This is a genomic window from Streptomyces sp. Y7, from assembly GCF_043195415.1.
GTDB lineage: Bacteria > Actinomycetota > Actinomycetes > Streptomycetales > Streptomycetaceae > Streptomyces.
In genome coordinates this window covers 32,670-47,663 of record NZ_JBIDDQ010000039.1, presented here as the reverse complement: position 1 = coordinate 47,663, position 14,994 = coordinate 32,670, and the positions used below count along the sequence as shown (strand labels likewise).

The 14,994-nt window shown below is 72.1% G+C and carries 15 protein-coding genes; 6 read left to right on the top strand and 9 right to left on the bottom strand.

Annotated features, from left to right (window positions below):
- Positions 1–17: 17 nt before the first annotated feature.
- Together ACGFW6_RS42720 and ACGFW6_RS42715 are read right to left on the bottom strand one after the other, a co-directional pair.
- Positions 18–1,346, bottom strand: a complete 1,329-nt coding sequence (locus ACGFW6_RS42720) for a serine-threonine protein kinase (protein WP_393522470.1) — start codon at positions 1,344–1,346, stop codon at positions 18–20.
- 96 nt (positions 1,347–1,442) lie between these two features.
- On the bottom strand, positions 1,443–2,675 hold the full coding sequence (locus ACGFW6_RS42715) for an exo-beta-N-acetylmuramidase NamZ domain-containing protein (protein WP_393522468.1): 1,233 nt from the start codon (positions 2,673–2,675) through the stop codon (positions 1,443–1,445).
- 165 nt (positions 2,676–2,840) lie between these two features.
- On the opposite strand from ACGFW6_RS42715, the gene ACGFW6_RS42710 reads away from it, so the two are divergent.
- Genes ACGFW6_RS42710 through ACGFW6_RS42700 form a run of 3 tightly spaced genes read left to right on the top strand, consistent with a single transcriptional unit; the run spans position 2,841 to position 5,924 of the window.
- Positions 2,841–3,614: an SDR family oxidoreductase gene (locus tag ACGFW6_RS42710; protein WP_393522465.1), complete on the top strand. Its 774-nt coding sequence runs from the start codon at positions 2,841–2,843 to the stop codon at positions 3,612–3,614.
- Complete coding sequence (locus tag ACGFW6_RS42705) at positions 3,611–5,275, top strand: class I adenylate-forming enzyme family protein (RefSeq protein WP_393522462.1); 1,665 nt, start codon at positions 3,611–3,613, stop codon at positions 5,273–5,275. Before ACGFW6_RS42710 ends, ACGFW6_RS42705 begins: the two co-directional genes overlap by 4 nt.
- A gap of 55 nt (positions 5,276–5,330) precedes the next feature.
- Positions 5,331–5,924, top strand: coding sequence for a TetR/AcrR family transcriptional regulator (locus ACGFW6_RS42700; protein WP_393522460.1), 594 nt, complete (start codon positions 5,331–5,333; stop codon positions 5,922–5,924).
- 17 nt (positions 5,925–5,941) lie between these two features.
- Here the strand turns inward: ACGFW6_RS42700 and ACGFW6_RS42695 are convergent, their stop codons facing one another.
- From ACGFW6_RS42695 to ACGFW6_RS42685, 3 genes are all read right to left on the bottom strand, one after another.
- Complete coding sequence (locus ACGFW6_RS42695; RefSeq protein WP_393522457.1) at positions 5,942–7,156, bottom strand: acyl-CoA dehydrogenase; 1,215 nt, start codon at positions 7,154–7,156, stop codon at positions 5,942–5,944.
- Positions 7,157–7,162: 6 nt separating this feature from the next.
- A complete protein-coding gene (locus tag ACGFW6_RS42690) occupies positions 7,163–8,197 on the bottom strand; it encodes a phosphotransferase family protein (protein WP_393522455.1) in 1,035 nt (344 codons plus the stop codon).
- Positions 8,198–8,374: 177 nt separating this feature from the next.
- The gene (locus ACGFW6_RS42685) at positions 8,375–8,671 is read right to left on the bottom strand and encodes a hypothetical protein (RefSeq protein ID WP_393522452.1); all 297 of its coding nucleotides are present in this window, start codon (positions 8,669–8,671) and stop codon (positions 8,375–8,377) included.
- A gap of 112 nt (positions 8,672–8,783) precedes the next feature.
- On the opposite strand from ACGFW6_RS42685, the gene ACGFW6_RS42680 reads away from it, so the two are divergent.
- Positions 8,784–9,770, top strand: a complete 987-nt coding sequence (locus ACGFW6_RS42680; RefSeq protein ID WP_393522450.1) for an NADP-dependent oxidoreductase — start codon at positions 8,784–8,786, stop codon at positions 9,768–9,770.
- A 35-nt stretch (positions 9,771–9,805) separates the two neighbouring features.
- On the opposite strand, the gene ACGFW6_RS42675 is transcribed toward ACGFW6_RS42680, so the two are convergent.
- The 4 genes from ACGFW6_RS42675 to ACGFW6_RS42660 form a co-directional block, all read right to left on the bottom strand.
- Positions 9,806–10,135 (bottom strand): DUF202 domain-containing protein, encoded by a 330-nt coding sequence (locus ACGFW6_RS42675; RefSeq protein ID WP_393522447.1) that lies wholly within the window; start codon positions 10,133–10,135, stop codon positions 9,806–9,808.
- Positions 10,132–10,524 carry a YidH family protein gene (locus tag ACGFW6_RS42670; RefSeq protein ID WP_393522444.1) on the bottom strand — a complete coding sequence of 131 codons (393 nt, stop codon included), beginning with the start codon at positions 10,522–10,524 and terminating at the stop codon, positions 10,132–10,134. Before ACGFW6_RS42670 ends, ACGFW6_RS42675 begins: the two co-directional genes overlap by 4 nt.
- 62 nt (positions 10,525–10,586) lie before the next feature.
- Positions 10,587–11,102: an NUDIX hydrolase gene (locus ACGFW6_RS42665; protein WP_393522442.1), complete on the bottom strand. Its 516-nt coding sequence runs from the start codon at positions 11,100–11,102 to the stop codon at positions 10,587–10,589.
- Between the two features lie 33 nt (positions 11,103–11,135).
- The gene (locus ACGFW6_RS42660) at positions 11,136–12,029 is read right to left on the bottom strand and encodes a DMT family transporter (RefSeq protein ID WP_393522439.1); all 894 of its coding nucleotides are present in this window, start codon (positions 12,027–12,029) and stop codon (positions 11,136–11,138) included.
- Positions 12,030–12,335: 306 nt separating this feature from the next.
- On the opposite strand from ACGFW6_RS42660, the gene ACGFW6_RS42655 reads away from it, so the two are divergent.
- Both ACGFW6_RS42655 and ACGFW6_RS42650 read left to right on the top strand, forming a co-directional pair.
- Positions 12,336–13,286 carry a hypothetical protein gene (locus ACGFW6_RS42655; protein ID WP_393522514.1) on the top strand — a complete coding sequence of 317 codons (951 nt, stop codon included), beginning with the start codon at positions 12,336–12,338 and terminating at the stop codon, positions 13,284–13,286.
- Positions 13,287–13,373: 87 nt separating this feature from the next.
- Positions 13,374–14,921 carry an APC family permease gene (locus ACGFW6_RS42650; RefSeq protein ID WP_393522437.1) on the top strand — a complete coding sequence of 516 codons (1,548 nt, stop codon included), beginning with the start codon at positions 13,374–13,376 and terminating at the stop codon, positions 14,919–14,921.
- Positions 14,922–14,994: the final 73 nt, after the last annotated feature.

Below are 14,994 nucleotides of genomic sequence, written 5' to 3'. Positions count from 1 at the left end.
AGCGGCGGGCGGCGGGGTCAGCGGATGCGCCCCGCCGCCAGCACCAGCTGCGCCAGCTCCCGGTGCACGATGTCGCTGTGCGCCCCCGCGGGCGGCCCGCCGCGCCTGACCACCGCCGCGGCGTCGACGTTCACGCATCCCGACGCGGGCAGCTCCGCCCGCAGCGCGTCGGCCAGGTCGTACGACGTCGTCCCCGGCACCGCCTGCACCCCGTCGTGCCCCATGGCTCCCCACTGGGCCCCCAGCATCCGGCCCAGGTCGGGTGCCCCGACCCCGCGCGCGTCGCCCGCCATGCGGGAGGCCAGCGGGTACATCGTGGACAGGGCCGAGTCGTGCCGTGAGTGACAGCACACCAGCGGTCCGTCGATCCGGTTGTGCTGTCCCTCCAGCACCCCGCCCGCCCGGGCGTCGTGCGGCAGCCGGGACGCGAACGCGTAGTGCGAGAAGGCGCCTTGGAGCAGGGTCACGGACTTCACCGTGCGTACGCCCTCGGGCAGTCCGCGCAGCGCGAACGACACCAGCCGCGCGCCGAAGCTGTGCCCGACGAGATGCACCCGGACCCCGGGCGAGCGCGCGGCGAGCTGCCCGACGACCCGGCCGAGCCCGCGCTCGCCGACGGTCCCCGCACGGCGCTTCATCGCGTAGTACGTCGCCTGCCGCAGCAGCTCGTGCGCGCCCTCCCACGGGTTCGGCAACGAGAAGGAGGCCGCGCCGTCCGGCGTTCCGTCCGGGCTCTCCAGGTGGGTCAGGGCCCGCGCGAAGTCCTCGCACACGGCCGCGGTCGAGCCGGCGAACAGGTCAGGGGAGTCCTGCGGCACCCCTTCGCACAGCGTGTCCGCCGCGAACAGCGCCTGCGGCCCCGGCGGCACGACGTCCACCAGCAGCCGCACCAGCCGCCCGAACTCCTCCAGCTCGGCCTCCTCGCGCGGCTGCTGGTCCAGCAGCCGCGCGAGCTGGTCGATCACGGTGGCCCGCCCCGGGAACGTCTCCAGCAGCGCGTGCCGCGTGTCCTTGTCGAGCACCGGCCGGCGTGGCATCTCGGCCGCCACGGCCCGCGGGAAGTCCGGGATCGGCTCGTCCGAGAACCGCATCGAGGGCCAGACCACCCCCACGTAGCCCACCCTCGCGCGGGGCGCCAGCCGCGGGATCGGCGCGAAGAAACCGTCGTAGAGCCGCGTCGCGCCGGAGCGGTCGTTGTTCCAGCCGTGCGCGAAGACGATCAGATCACGGACGCCGTGCCGTGCCACCCCGGCCAGCAGCCGGTCCCGCCGCCCGGCGTCCGGGTCCCCGTCGGCGTCGAAGGTCAGCTCCCAGTAAGGACTCACGCCCACTGCCGGTTCCGCCATGACAGGCCCCCTCGTCCCCCGTGACGGTGCGATACGGGCGCATCGTCCTGCCGACGGGCGGGATTGGCCATACGTCGTCACCCATCCGTGGGCCGGTCATGTGTACAGCAGGTACTCCCGGCGGGTCCGGCGGAACGCCGACAGCTCCTGCTGCCAGTCCGCGACCACCTCGTCGGAGCTCGCGCCCGCGTCGATCAGCGTGCGGACCCGGGTGTTGCCGGTGAGTTTGTCGATCCAGTTGTCCGAGCGCCAGGCGAAGCCGCTCCACACCTGCTTGGCGGTCACCAGCAGGGCGATTCCGGTGCGGACGGGGTCGTAGGCGGCCCGGTCGTGGACGTGGATCTGCACGCCGCCGACGGTCTTGCCCTGGAACTTCGAGAACGTCGGCGCGAAGTACGCCTCCCTGAAGTGCACACCCGGCAGCCGGAGTTCGTTCGCCGCCGCGGCCCAGCGCCCGTCGATGCCCTCGGCGCCGAGCAGTTCGAAGGGGCGGGTCGTGCCGCGCCCCTCGGAGAGGTTCGTGCCCTCGAAGAGGCAGGTGCCCGAGTACACCAGAGCGGTGTCCGGGGTCGGCATGTTCGGGCTCGGCGGCACCCAGGGCAGACCCCAGGCGTCGTAGAACGCGGACCGCTTCCAGCCCGACATCCGGACGGTCTCCAGGGGGACCGGGGTGGTCAGGAACTCCCCGTTGAACAGCCTGGCCAGCTCGGCGACCGTCATGCCGTGCGCCTGCGCGATGGGCCTGCGGCCGACGAACGTCGAGAACTCCATGTGCAGCACCGGGCCCTGCGCGGAGCGGCCGGTCACCGGGTTCGGCCGGTCCAGCACGACGAAGCGCTTGTCGGCGAGCTGGGCCGCCTCCATGCAGTCGTAGAGCGTCCAGATGTAGGTGTAGAAGCGGGCGCCCGCGTCCTGGATGTCGAAGACGACCGTGTCGACGCCGGAGGCGGTGAAGATGTCGGCGAGCGGCCGGCCGCTCTTGAGGTACGTGTCGTAGACCGGGAGCCCGGTCGCCGGGTCGTCGTAGCGGCCCTCCGAGCCGCCGGCCTGGGCGGTGCCGCGGAAGCCGTGCTCGGGGCCGAAGACGGCGGTCAGGTTCACGCGGTCGTCCGCGTGCATGACGTCGACGATGTGGCGGACGTCCCGCGTGACGCCGGTGGGGTTGGTGACGATGCCGACCTTCCGGCCTTCGAGGACCGCGTATCCGTCGGCCGCCAGGCGCTCGAAGCCGGTCCGTAGGTGTCCGGTGCGTTCGGCTGCCGCCGCTGCCGAAGGTAGGGATGCTGCTGCCGTGGTCGCTGCGAGGAGAGCTCGTCTGGATAGGCGCATGGGGTGCACGGTATGCGCTCCCGCAGGTTGTGGGGAGGGTGCGGGTGGTGGGTGGCTGGTCGCGCGGTTCCCCGCGCCCCTGAGCGGCGTCGCGGTGTCCCTTCCCAGTCACATACCGACCGGTTAGTCTGACGATCGCAGGAGAGCCGCAGCCGAAGGAGACCGATGGTGGAAGCCGTGCAGGGTGCCGGAGTCGTCGTGACCGGGGCTGGGGGTGGCATCGGCGCGGCGCTCGCCCGGCGGTTCGCCGCCGAGGGGGCTCGTGTCGTCGTCAATGACCTCGATGCCGGGAAGGCCGGGGCCGTCGCCGAGGAGATCGGCGGTATCGCCGTCCCCGGGGACGCCTCCTCGATCGTCGCCGACGCCCGGGACGCGCTCGGCGGCTCGGTCGACGTCTACTGCGCCAACGCCGGTGTCGCCTGCGGCGGGCCGGACCTCGACGACCTCGGCGACGAGAAGTCCTGGTCGCTGTCCTGGGACGTCAACGTCATGGCCCACGTCCGGGCCGCGCACGCCCTGCTGCCCGAGTGGCTGGAGCGCGGCAGCGGCCGCTTCGTCTCCACCGTCTCCGCCGCCGGCCTGCTCACCATGATCGGCGCCGCGCCCTACGCCGTCACCAAGCACGGCGCGTACGCCTTCGCCGAGTACCTGTCGCTGACGTACCGGCACCGCGGGATCAAGGTGCACGCGATCTGCCCGCAGGGCGTGCGCACCGACATGCTCGCCGCCACCGGCACCGCCGGTGACCTGGTCCTGAGGCCGACCGCCATCGCCCCGGAGGATGTGGCGGACGCCCTGTTCAAGGGCATGGCGGAGGACCGCTTCCTGATCCTGCCGCACCCGGAGGTCGCCGGGTTCTACGAGGCGCGCGCCGGTGATCCCGAGCGCTGGCTGGCCGGCATGAACCACCTCCAGCAGAAGTGGGAGGAGGCCCGGTGACCGGCTCCCGGTACGCGGCGAGGCCCTGGCTTGCGCTGCTGAGCGACACCCAGCGCGCCCCGGTCACCCCCGACGACTCCCTCGTGCACGCCCTGCGCAGGGTCGCCGCCGAGTCTCCCGACCGCCCCTTCCTCGCCTACTTCGACGGCCGTCTGACCTACCGCGAGGTCGACGAGCTCAGCGACTCCGTCGCCGGGCACCTCGCCGCACGGGGCCTGGAGCGCGGCGACCGGGTGGCCGTCCTGCTCCAGAACTCCCCGCACTTCGTCCTCGCCGTGCTCGGCGCGTGGAAGGCGGGGGCGGTCGTCGTGCCCGTCAACCCGATGTACAAGTCGGGGGAGGTCGCCCATGTGCTGCGGGACGGCGACGTCGCCGCGCTGATCTGCTCCGACCGGGCCTGGGAGGCGTATCTGCGCGAGACCGCGGCCGACTCGCCCGTGCGGATCGTGCTCACCGGGTGCGAGCTGGACTTCCAGACCCGCGACGACCCGCGGGTGCTGACCTTCGAACGGCTGCCGCGGGCCGCCGACGCCGACGACCTGGCCGCCGTGGCACGCGACGGCAACAAGGCACCGGAGGGCCGCGACGCCGGACCCTCCGACATCGCGCTCATCAGCTACACCTCGGGCACCAGCGGCACGCCCAAGGGCGCCACCAACACGCACGGCAACATCATGTACAACGCCGAGCGGCAGCGCACCGGCCTCGCCCTGCCCGAGGCGCCCGTCTACTTCGCGATGGCGCCGCTGTTCCACATCACCGGGATGGTCGCCCAGTTCGCCGCCTGCCTCAACAGCGCCGGCCTGCTCGTGCTGGCGTACCGCTTCGAGGCGGGCGTCGTGCTCGACGCCTTCGCCGAGCACGGGCCGCACTACACCGTCGGCCCCTCGACCGCCTTCATGGCACTGGCCGCCCACCCGGACGTCAGCCGCGAGCACTTCGCGTCCTTCGTCAACATCTCCTCCGGCGGTGCGCCGCTGCCGCCCGCCCTGGTGGAGAAGTTCCGGGCCGGCTTCGGGCCCTACATCCGCAACGGCTACGGCCTCACCGAGTGCACCGCGCCCTGCGCCGCCGTACCGCCCGGCCTGGAGGCCCCCGTCGACCCGGCCTCCGGGACGCTCGCCGTGGGCGTGCCGGGGCCCGAGACGGTCGTGCGGATCGTCGACGACCAGGGCGAGGAGCTGCCGTTCGGCGAGCAGGGCGAGATCGTGGTGCGCGGGCCGCAGGTCGTGCCCGGCTACTGGCGGCGCCCCGACGCCACCGCCGAGACCTTCCCCGACGGGGAACTGCGCACAGGCGACATCGGCTTCATGGACACCGAGGGCTGGCTGTACGTCGTTGACCGCAAGAAGGACATGATCAACGCGTCCGGCTTCAAGGTCTGGCCGCGCGAGGTCGAGGACGTGCTCTACACGCACCCGGCGGTGCGCGAGGCGGCCGTCGTCGGCGTACCCGACGGGTACCGCGGAGAGACCGTCAAGGCGTACATCAGCCTCCGTCCGGGTGCCGAAGCGGACCCCGACGCACTCGCCGCGTACTGCCGGGAGAGACTGGCCGCTTACAAATACCCGCGGCAGGTGGAGGTCCTGCCCGACTTGCCGAAGACGGCGAGTGGGAAGATCCTCCGTCGGGAACTTCGTTCCCGCGCGAACGACGGCTAGACGGCAGACGGCACCACGGCAAGCGGAACATCTCGGAAGGGCAGGTGGCGGCACAGTGGCCAGGACGACGGACGGAGACGGTACGCCCGTCCCGCAGCGGCTGCTCGCCGCCGCCACCCGGCTCTTCGCGGAGCAGGGCTACGACCGCACCTCGGTGCAGGAGATCGTCGAGGCGGCAGGCGTCACCAAGGGCGCGCTGTACCACTACTTCGGCTCCAAGGACGACCTCCTGCACGAGGTGTACGCGCGTGTGCTGCGCGTCCAGCAGGAGCGGCTCGACGCGTTCGCGGACGCCGACGAGCCCATCGAGAAGCGGCTTCGGGGCGCCGCGGCGGACGTCGTGGTGACGACCATCGAGAACCTCGACGACGCGATGATCTTCTTCCGCTCGATGCACCACCTGAGCCCGGAGAAGAACAAGCAGGTGCGCGCCGAGCGCCGGCGCTACCACGAACGCTTCCGTGCGCTCATCGAAGAGGGCCAGCGGGCGGGCGTCTTCTCCACGGCCACCCCGGCCGACCTCGTGGTCGACTACCACTTCGGCTCCGTGCACCACCTGTCGACCTGGTACCGCCCCGACGGCCCGATGAGCCCCCAGCAGCTCGCCGACCACCTGGCCGATCTGCTGCTGAGGGCTCTGCGGCCCTAGCGCACAGGCACCTCAGCTCACAGGTACTTCTTCAACTCCCGCCGCGCCAGTGACCGCTGGTGCACCTCGTCCGGTCCGTCGGCGATCATCAGCGTCCGCGCCCCGGCGTACAGCTCGGCCAGCGGGAAGTCCTGGCTGACGCCGCCCGCGCCGTGCAGCTGGATCGCGCGGTCGATGATGTCGACGACCGCGCGCGGGGTGGCGATCTTGATGGCCTGGATCTCGGTGTGGGCGCCCCTGTTGCCGACGGTGTCCATCAGCCAGGCGGTCTTCAGCACCAGCAGCCGCAGCTGCTCGACCGTCACGCGCGCGTCGGCGATCCAGTTGTGCACCACGCCCTGCTGGGCCAGCGCCTTGCCGAACGCCGTACGGGAGGCGGCCCGGCGGCACATCAGCTCGATCGCCCGCTCGGCCATGCCGATCAGTCGCATGCAGTGGTGGATCCGGCCGGGGCCGAGCCGGGCCTGGGCGATGGCGAAGCCGCCGCCCTCCTCGCCGATGAGGTTCGTCACCGGCACGCGCGCGTTGTCGAAGATCACCTCGGCGTGGCCGCCGTGGTAGTGGTCCTCGTAGCCGAAGACCTGCATCGCGCGCTGCACCGTGACGCCCGGGGTGTCACGGGGGACCAGGATCATGGACTGCTGGCGGCGGATGTCCGCGCCGTCCGGGTCCGTCTTGCCCATCACGATGAAGATCTTGCAGTCCGGGTTCATCGCCCCGGAGATGTACCACTTGCGGCCGGTGATGACGTACTCGTCGCCGTCCCGCTCGATGCGGGTGGTGATGTTGGTGGCGTCCGAGGAGGCCACCTCCGGCTCGGTCATCGCGAACGCGGAGCGGATCTCACCGGCCAGCAGCGGCTCCAGCCACTGCTTCTTCTGCTGCTCGTCGCCGAACTGGGACAGCACCTCCATGTTCCCGGTGTCCGGTGCCGCGCAGTTCAGCGCGGTCGGCGCCAACTGCGGGGAACGGCCGGTGATCTCGGCGAGCGGGGCGTACTGGAGGTTGGTGAGACCGGCGCCGTACTCGGCGTCGGGCAGGAAGAGGTTCCACAGACCCTGCCTGCGGGCCTCGGCCTTGAGCTCCTCCACCACGGCCGGGGTGTCCCACGGGGACGCCAGCGCGGCGCGCTGCTCCTCCGCGACCGGCTCGGCCGGATAGACGTACTCGTCCATGAAGGCCAGCAGTTTGGCGCGCAGTTCCTCGGTGCGTGCGTCGAACGCGAAGTCCATGTCCCGTCAGCCTTCCTGGATGCCGTCTTGAAGAGTGGTAAGGCCGTGCTCGATGAAGACCGGGACCAGGTCGCCGATGCGGTCGAAGCCGCGGCCGACCGTCTGGCCCAGCGTGTAGCGGTAGTGGATGCCCTCCAGGATCACGGCGAGCTTGAACCAGGCGAACGCCGTGTACCAGGAGACCGCGGAGACATCGCGCCCGGAGCGCTCGGCGTACCGCTGGATCAGCTCGGCGGGGGAGGGGTGGCCGGGCGCCTCGGCGGTCGTGGAGACCGGGGAGTCCGCCATGCCCAGCGGCATGCTGTACATCACCAGCAGGCCGAGGTCGGTCAACGGGTCGCCGAGCGTCGACATCTCCCAGTCGAGGATCGCCTTGATCCGGTCGTCGTCGCCGATCAGGACGTTGTCGAGGCGGTAGTCGCCGTGGATCACCGTCGGCGCGGGGGAGGAGGGCAGCTGCCTGCCGAGCGTGGCGTGCAGTTCGTCGATGCCGGCCAGCTCGCGGTTGCGGGAGGCGTCCAGCTGCTTGCCCCAGCGGCGCAGCTGACGGTCCAGGAAGCCCTCGGGGCGCCCGAAGTCCTCGAGGCCCACCGACGCCGGGTCCACCGCGTGCAGTTCGACGAGGGTGTCCACCAGCGACAGCACCGCTCCCCGGGTGCGCTCCGCGCCGAGCGGGGCCAGCTGGTCCGCGGTGCGGTACGGGGTGCCCTCGACGAACTCCATGACGTAGAACGGCGACCCGAGCACCTCCTCGTCCTCGCACAGGAGTACCGGCCGCGGCACGGGTACGTCCGTCGGGTACAGCGCGCTGATCACCCGGTGCTCGCGCTTCATGTCGTGCGCCGTGGCGAGGACGTGGCCGAGCGGGGGGCGTCGTACGACCCAGTTCGAGGTGCCGTCGGAGACCGCGTAGGTGAGATTGGACCGTCCACCCTCGATCAGCCGGCCGGTCAGCGGACCGTGCGCCAGACCGGGCCGCTCGCGCTCGAGCAGGCCGCGCAGCCGGTCCAGGTCGAGGCCGGGCGGATGGTCGGGGCTCATACGTGGCTCCTCAAGGCAGGTGAACGCGACCTGACTCATGATGCCGACCAGTCGGTATGTCGTCCAGTGCGGAAGCCGAACGTGATCGGGGCCACGATAGGCCGACAGCTCCCCGCGCCGGGCGCCGAGGAGCTGTCGATGGGGATCTTTTGGGACTCGGAGGGGTGCCCCTGGGCCTCAGTGGTCGTCCCAGTGGCCGTCGTGCGCGGCGTGCCGGTGGCCGTCGTGGAGGTAGTCGACGTGGTCGCCGTGCAGCACGCTCTCGTGTCCGCAGTCGGCGCCGTGCCGGTGGGCGTGGCCCTCGTGCGCGTGATGTCCGTCCGCCTCGCACTCGTCCCAGTGTCCGGCGTGCTCGCGGTGCAGGTGGCCGTCGTGCGCGTAGTCGGTGTGGTCGCCGTGCGGCACCGCGGTGTGGCCGCAGGCGGGACCGTGGGCGTGCGAGTGGGCGAGGTGTTCCGTGTGCAGGGTGGTCATGGGGCTCACCTTCGGAGGAGCGGGTGATGACGTCGGACAGGCTGCCACGCGAACGCCGCATATCGGGCGATTCGGCTTGCGTGGCGTCCGGTCACCCCGGAGGGTCGAAGCCATGAAGGGGATCAGCTACTCACGCTACGGCGGGCCCGAGACGCTCGCATACGGAGACGTGCGCGACCCGCGGGTCGGGCCCGACTCCGTGCTGGTCAAGGTCCGGGCGGCGGCGGTGAACCCGGTCGACTGGAAGTGCCGCGAGGGCTATCTGGACCAGCTGATCGAGCCGGTCTTCCCCGTCGTCCCGGGGTGGGACGTGGCGGGTGTGGTGGTCCAGCCCGGCGTGTCCGTCACGGAGTTCGCCGTCGGCGACGAGGTCATCGGATACGTCCGCGAGGACTTCCTCTCCCGGGGCACCTTCGCCGAGTACGTCGCCGCACCCGTGCGCACCCTCGCCCGCAAGCCCCGCAACCTCACCTGGGAGGAGGCGGCCGGGCTGCCCCTGGTGGGGCTGACGGCATATCAGGTCCTGACCGGGGCCCTCCAGGTCAAGCGGGACGAGACCGTCCTGGTGCACGCCGCCGCGGGCGGGGTGGGCTCGATCGCCGTCCAGCTCGCCCGCCATCTGGGCGCCCGGGTGATCGGCACGGCGAGCGAGCGCAACCACGACTTCGTCCGCGGCCTCGGCGGCGAGCCCGTGACCTACGGCGACGGCCTGATGGAACGCGTGCGCGGGCTGGCCCCCGAGGGTGTGAACGCGGCGTTCGACACGGTCGGCGGCGACGCGCTGAAGGCGTCCGCCAATCTGCTGGCCCCCGAGGGCCGCCTGGTGTCGATCGCGGACCCAGACGTCGTCGACTACGGCGGCCGCTACTCCTTCGTGCGCCCCGACCCCGGCGACCTGCTGCGGCTGACCGAGCTGGCGGAGCAGGGCGTGGTGACCGTGCACGTCTCGGAGACGTTCCCGCTGGAGCGAGCGGCCGATGCCCACCGGCTGAACCAGGAGGGCCGCACGCGGGGCAAGATCGTGGTCACCGTGGACTGGGAGGCGGAGGACCCGGCGGCGCCGGACGGGCTGTGGCAGGAGCCGGAGCAGCCGGAATAGGGGTGCTCGGAACGGCGGCGTCGCGCCGAGGGGGATCAGAACAGCAGCGCCGCGCCGCACGCGGCCAGGGCCACCGTGATCAGGACGGTCGCCGTGGCGTGCCGGGGAGCCAGTGCGGCGGGCCGGGGCGACGAGGCGAGGGCGCGGATGCGCCGGTGCGCGAGGGCCAGGAAGCCCAGCCACAGCCCACAGCACAGGGCGCAGACCAGACCTCCGGCCACCGAGATCCCGCCGTGCAGCGCGGTCTTCATGGCGAGCACGGCGGCCACGGTGCCGGACAGTGTCGTACGGCGCCAGGCGAGGCGGGTGCGCTCGGGCTGCAGCCCGGGGTCCCGTACCGGCTCGGGGGTGGCCGAGGCGCTCACCCCTCCCACCCGACGAGCACGACGACGACCATCGCGACGGCCACGACCGCGACCACGAGGCTCAGCACCGCCGGGAAGCGCGACAACGGCAGATCCTCGCCGCGGCGCATCGCCCGCTCGCAGCGCACCCAGTGATTGACCGCGCGCAGCGAGCACAGCACGCCGGCCGCCAGCAGTGCGAGCGCCAGGCCGACCCGCCAGCCCCAGCGCAGGTCCGGCAGGAACTGGTCGACCGCGAAGCCGCCACCGATCAGGGCGAGCGCGGTGCGCAGCCAGGCCAGGAAGGTGCGCTCGTTCGCCAGGGAGAACCGGTAGTCGGGGGTGCCGCCCTCCTGGCGCACCTCCTGCGGCGCGAACCACAGCCGGACGTTTCGCACGAACTCGCTCACATGCCCGACCCTATCCGGGCGCTCCGCCGAGGGCGCCGCCGGATCCGCCCGCCGGGGCCGGCTCAGCCGGCCGCCCGCAGGGTCTTGAGGTGCTCGTAGGCGGCCAGCCCGTCCGGCGCCCACGCCCAGTCCGTCAGCCGCCGCTCCACCTCGGCCTCGGACAGGAACCCGTACCAGGCGATCTCGTCCACCTGGGGGTTCACCGGCAGCTCGCAGCGCACCTCGTACACCGACGACCACCAGGCGTGACCGGCGCCGTCGTCGTGCAGGAACTTGAACAGGAACGTCGGCCGGGGCAGCCCGCTCACCCCGAGCTCCTCCTCCGCCTCGCGCAGGGCGGCGTCGTCGTACGACTCGCCCGCGCCGACGACCCCGCCGACGAACATGTCGTAGTGCGAGGGGAAGACCAGCTTGGTGGGGGTGCGGCGGTGCACGAAGAGCCGGCCCTCGGCGTCCCGCGCCTCGATGAAGACGCAGCGGTGGCGCAGCCCCTTGGCGTAGGCCTCGCCCCGCGGGGACTGCCCGATGACCCGGTCCTGTTCGTCGACGATGTCGAGGATCTCGTCAGCAGAGCTCATGGGGCCATCCAAGCAGGGGCGGCCCGGGCACGTTCAGGGAGTCTGCAGAGCCGGCGTGCGCTTGGGCTGGAGGACGCCGGAGGGCATCGCCGAGTGCGTGCCGAGCAGGATGATGCCGACCACGATCCCGGCCAGTCCGGCCGCCTCCCAGGCCAGCGCGCCCGCGTCGGTGCGCAGCCGGTCGCCGAGGAAGCCGACGCCGCAGAGGATGCCGGCCAGCGGCTGGGCGGCGGTCAGGGCGGGCAGGGACATCCGCAGGGAGGCCGTCTCGAAGGCGCTCTGGACCAGGATCAGCCCGGTCAGGCCGAGCGCCACCACGGCGTAGGGCTGCCAGCTGGTGAGGACCTCGGCCATGCCGCCCTCGGCGAACCGTTCCCCGGTCATCCGGGTCAGGGCGTCCTGCACGCCGTAGAGGAGTCCGGCCGCGGTGGCCAGCAGCGCGGGGCCGGAGCTGAGCCGGGAGCGCTTGGCGTACGTGGTGAGCAGCAGCGCCACTCCGACCATGACGCCGATGATCAGCCACTGCCGCACCGGGTCGCTGGTGGCGGTGCCGCCGGTCGGCTGGCCGGCCATGATGAACGCCGTCACGCCGCCCGCGAGCAGTGCGAGGCCCGTCCAGCCCTGACGGCCGAGGGATTGCTTGGTCTGGCGGCGCGAGAGCATCAGCGCGAACAGCAGGTTCGTCGCGAGCAGGGGTTCCACCAGGGAGATCTCGCCCTGGCCCAGCGCCATCGCGCCCAGGGCCATGCCGACCACCATCAGGCCGATGCCGCCGAGCCAGCGCGGCACCTTCATCAGGTCGAGCAGGATCCGCGGCGAGAGGAAGTCGCTGAGCGGAGCCTTCTGGGCCGCGTTCTGCTGCAGGACGAAACCGAATCCGAGACAGCACGCAGCGGTGACGGCGAGTATCAGGATCTGGAGCGACACGCTGCGTACCTCGAATCCTGCCGGGCTGGGACGGGGTGCGTTAAGGGCCGACTGTAGCGGCCCCACGCCCGGCGTGCGCGTTCCACCATCGTGCGATGCCCAAACGGAAGCCGCCATGACGTACGCCACACACTCCGAACAAATGGGTCATTACGGACAGGTTGAATGCCGCAACTGCCCCATCAGTAACACCAGTTGACGCGTGTAACGCGCCGGCGGCTCTTGACGCGAACCCATGGCGGGGGGTTTGCTGCGAGTGATCGCTTGATGACAGTCCACAATCTGCTCACCACAGGACCCAAGCCGGTGTCCCCACCCCCACCCCCTCTGGGCCGCGGCCGAAAGCGCGCCGCCCACGCCTACGACGCGGCCCTCGACGACGCCGAGCTCGCCGCCGCCCGCACCGCCCTCGCCCAGGGCAGGTGGCAGACGGCCCGCTCGCTGCTCGCCCGAACCGGCGACGAATGGGACCGCAGAGGACACCGCGTCACCGTCCTCGCCCAGGAGCAGCACTGCGTCCCCTGGACCCGCGACTGGCTGCTCGCCGAGCCCGACTCGGTCGACGCCGCCGTCCTGCTCGGCCTCGGCCAGGTGCAGCGCGCCCTGCGGGGCAAGGAGAAACCCCTGCGCGCCCGTGAGTCCTGCCATGCCGCCGCCGAACTCGCGCCCGCCGACCCCACCCCCTGGCTCGGCCTGCTCATGCTGGAGAAGAAGCTCGGCGCCGAGCCGGAGGTGCGCCGCCTCTTCGCCGAGGTCCGCGCGCGGTACGCCGACCACCACCACGCCCACCACCTGATGATCGCCCGGCTCGCGGAGCAGCAGTCCGGCACCGGCATCGACCCCCTGCACGAGGTCTACGACTTCGCCAACGCGGCCGCGGAGCGGGCCCCCGCCGACTCCCCGCTCGCCGTCCTGCCGGTCATCGCCCACGCCGAGCGCTACCGCGTCCTGGCGGCGGCGGGTCACGAGACCCGGGACGCGGCCGCCTCCGGGCACTGGACCGGCCGCCGGGCCCGGCAGGTGATGCGGGCCGCCTTCGACTGGTGGCTGGAGTGGGAGCAGGAGGGGCACCCGCGCCGGCTGGTCGACCTGAACTTCCTCGCCCACGCCAAGGTGTGCGAGGGCCGGGGCGCCGAGGCCGCAGCCCTCTTCCACCGCATCGGCGAACACGCCACCCCGTCGCCGTGGTCCTACCCCGACCGGGACCCGTACTCCGCCTTCCGCACCGCCCGCGACACCGCGCTGGGCACTGCCTAGGCCGGCACCGAGAGCACCGCCCCGACGAACCCGCACCGACACCGACCGCACACCAGCGCCCCCGACCCGACGAAGGACGGTCATTCGATGACGACGGGCAGTTCCAGTACGACCAGAGCCACCGCCGACGGCGGCGGCATCAGTACGTTCAAAGGACAGGACCGCGCCCTGCGCGCCGACCGGCTCGGCACCACGGGCCTGCTGCTGTCCGTGCTCGCCGCCACCGCGCCCCTCATGGTCGTCGCGGGTGTCATGCCCACGACCTTCGGGGTGATGGGTGTCCTCGGCCAGCCGCTGCTCTTCGTGATCCTCGGCGTCGTCCTCGCCCTGTTCAGCGTCGGATACGCCGAGATGAGCCGGCACGTCCACAACGCCGGCGCCTTCTACGCCTACATCTCCCGCGGCCTCGGCGGCACGGCCGGCGCCGGCGCCGCGATGGTCGCCCTCGTCGCCTACAACGCGCTCCAGGTCGGCATCTACGGCATCTTCGGCTTCGAGGTCTCCGGGCTGTTCGCCACCTACCTCGACACCGAGATCGCCTGGTGGATACCGGCGCTGCTGGCGGTGCTCGCCGTCGGCGCGCTGGGCTGGCTGAAGATCGACCTCAACGCACGGGTGCTCGGCGTGCTGCTGATCATCGAGGTCGTCCTCGTGGTCGTCTTCGACGTCGCGGCCATCGCCGACCCGGCGGCCGAGGGCCTGTCCCTGCACGCCTTCAACCCGGACACCCTCAGCGGCGCGGGCATCGGCACCGCCCTGTGCTTCTGCGTCGCCGCCTTCCTCGGCTTCGAGCAGGCCCCCGTCTACGCCGAGGAGACCAGCCGCCCGCACGTCCTCGTGCCCCGCGTGATGTTCCTGGCCATCGGCGGCATCGCGGTCTTCTACACGATCAGCTGCTGGGCGTACACCGTCGCCGCCGGGCCCTCGGCGATCGTCGGCACCGCGCAGGACCAGAGCGCCGGGCTGCTCTTCTTCCTCACCGAGGACCTGCTCGGCAACACGTTCACCGACGTGCTGCACGTGCTCTTCGTGACCGGCATGTTCGCGGCGATGCTCAGCTTCCACAACGTCGTCGCGCGCTACGCCTTCGCCATGGGCCGCGAGGGGCTGCTGCCCGCCACGTTCGGCCGCACCAGCGGCGCGAGCGGGGCGCCGGGCACGGGTTCGCTGCTGCAGACCGCGATCGCCCTCGTGGTCGTCGCCGTCTTCGCGCTCACCGACGACAAGCCGGCCGGCGACCCGACCGCGCCGGTGCTGCACCTGTTCACCTGGATGGGCAACCTCGGGGCGCTGGGCGTCGCCGCGCTGATGGCCGCCGCCTCGGTCTCCGTCATCGCCTTCTTCGTGCGCCGCGGGACCGTCGCCACCCAGTTCTGGCGGCTGGCCGCCTCCGGGCTCGCCGTCCTCGGGCTGGTGTTCATCGTCGTGTACACCGTCAAGGACTTCGACGTGCTGATCGGGGCGGGCCCGGATTCGGTCCTGAGCTGGGCGCTGCCCGCCGTCATCGTCCTCGCGCTCGCCGTCGGCGTCGCCCAGGGCCTGCTCCTGCGCTCCCGCGCCCCCGAGCGGCACGCCCGCATCGGACTCGGCAACGAGGCGTTCCAACTGGACAAGGCCGCGACGGAGACGTCGTAGCGCCGTCCCCGGACCTGCAGCCGGGCAGAACTGCTTACGGAACTCTGACGAGCACCCGCGATCCCTGGTCCCG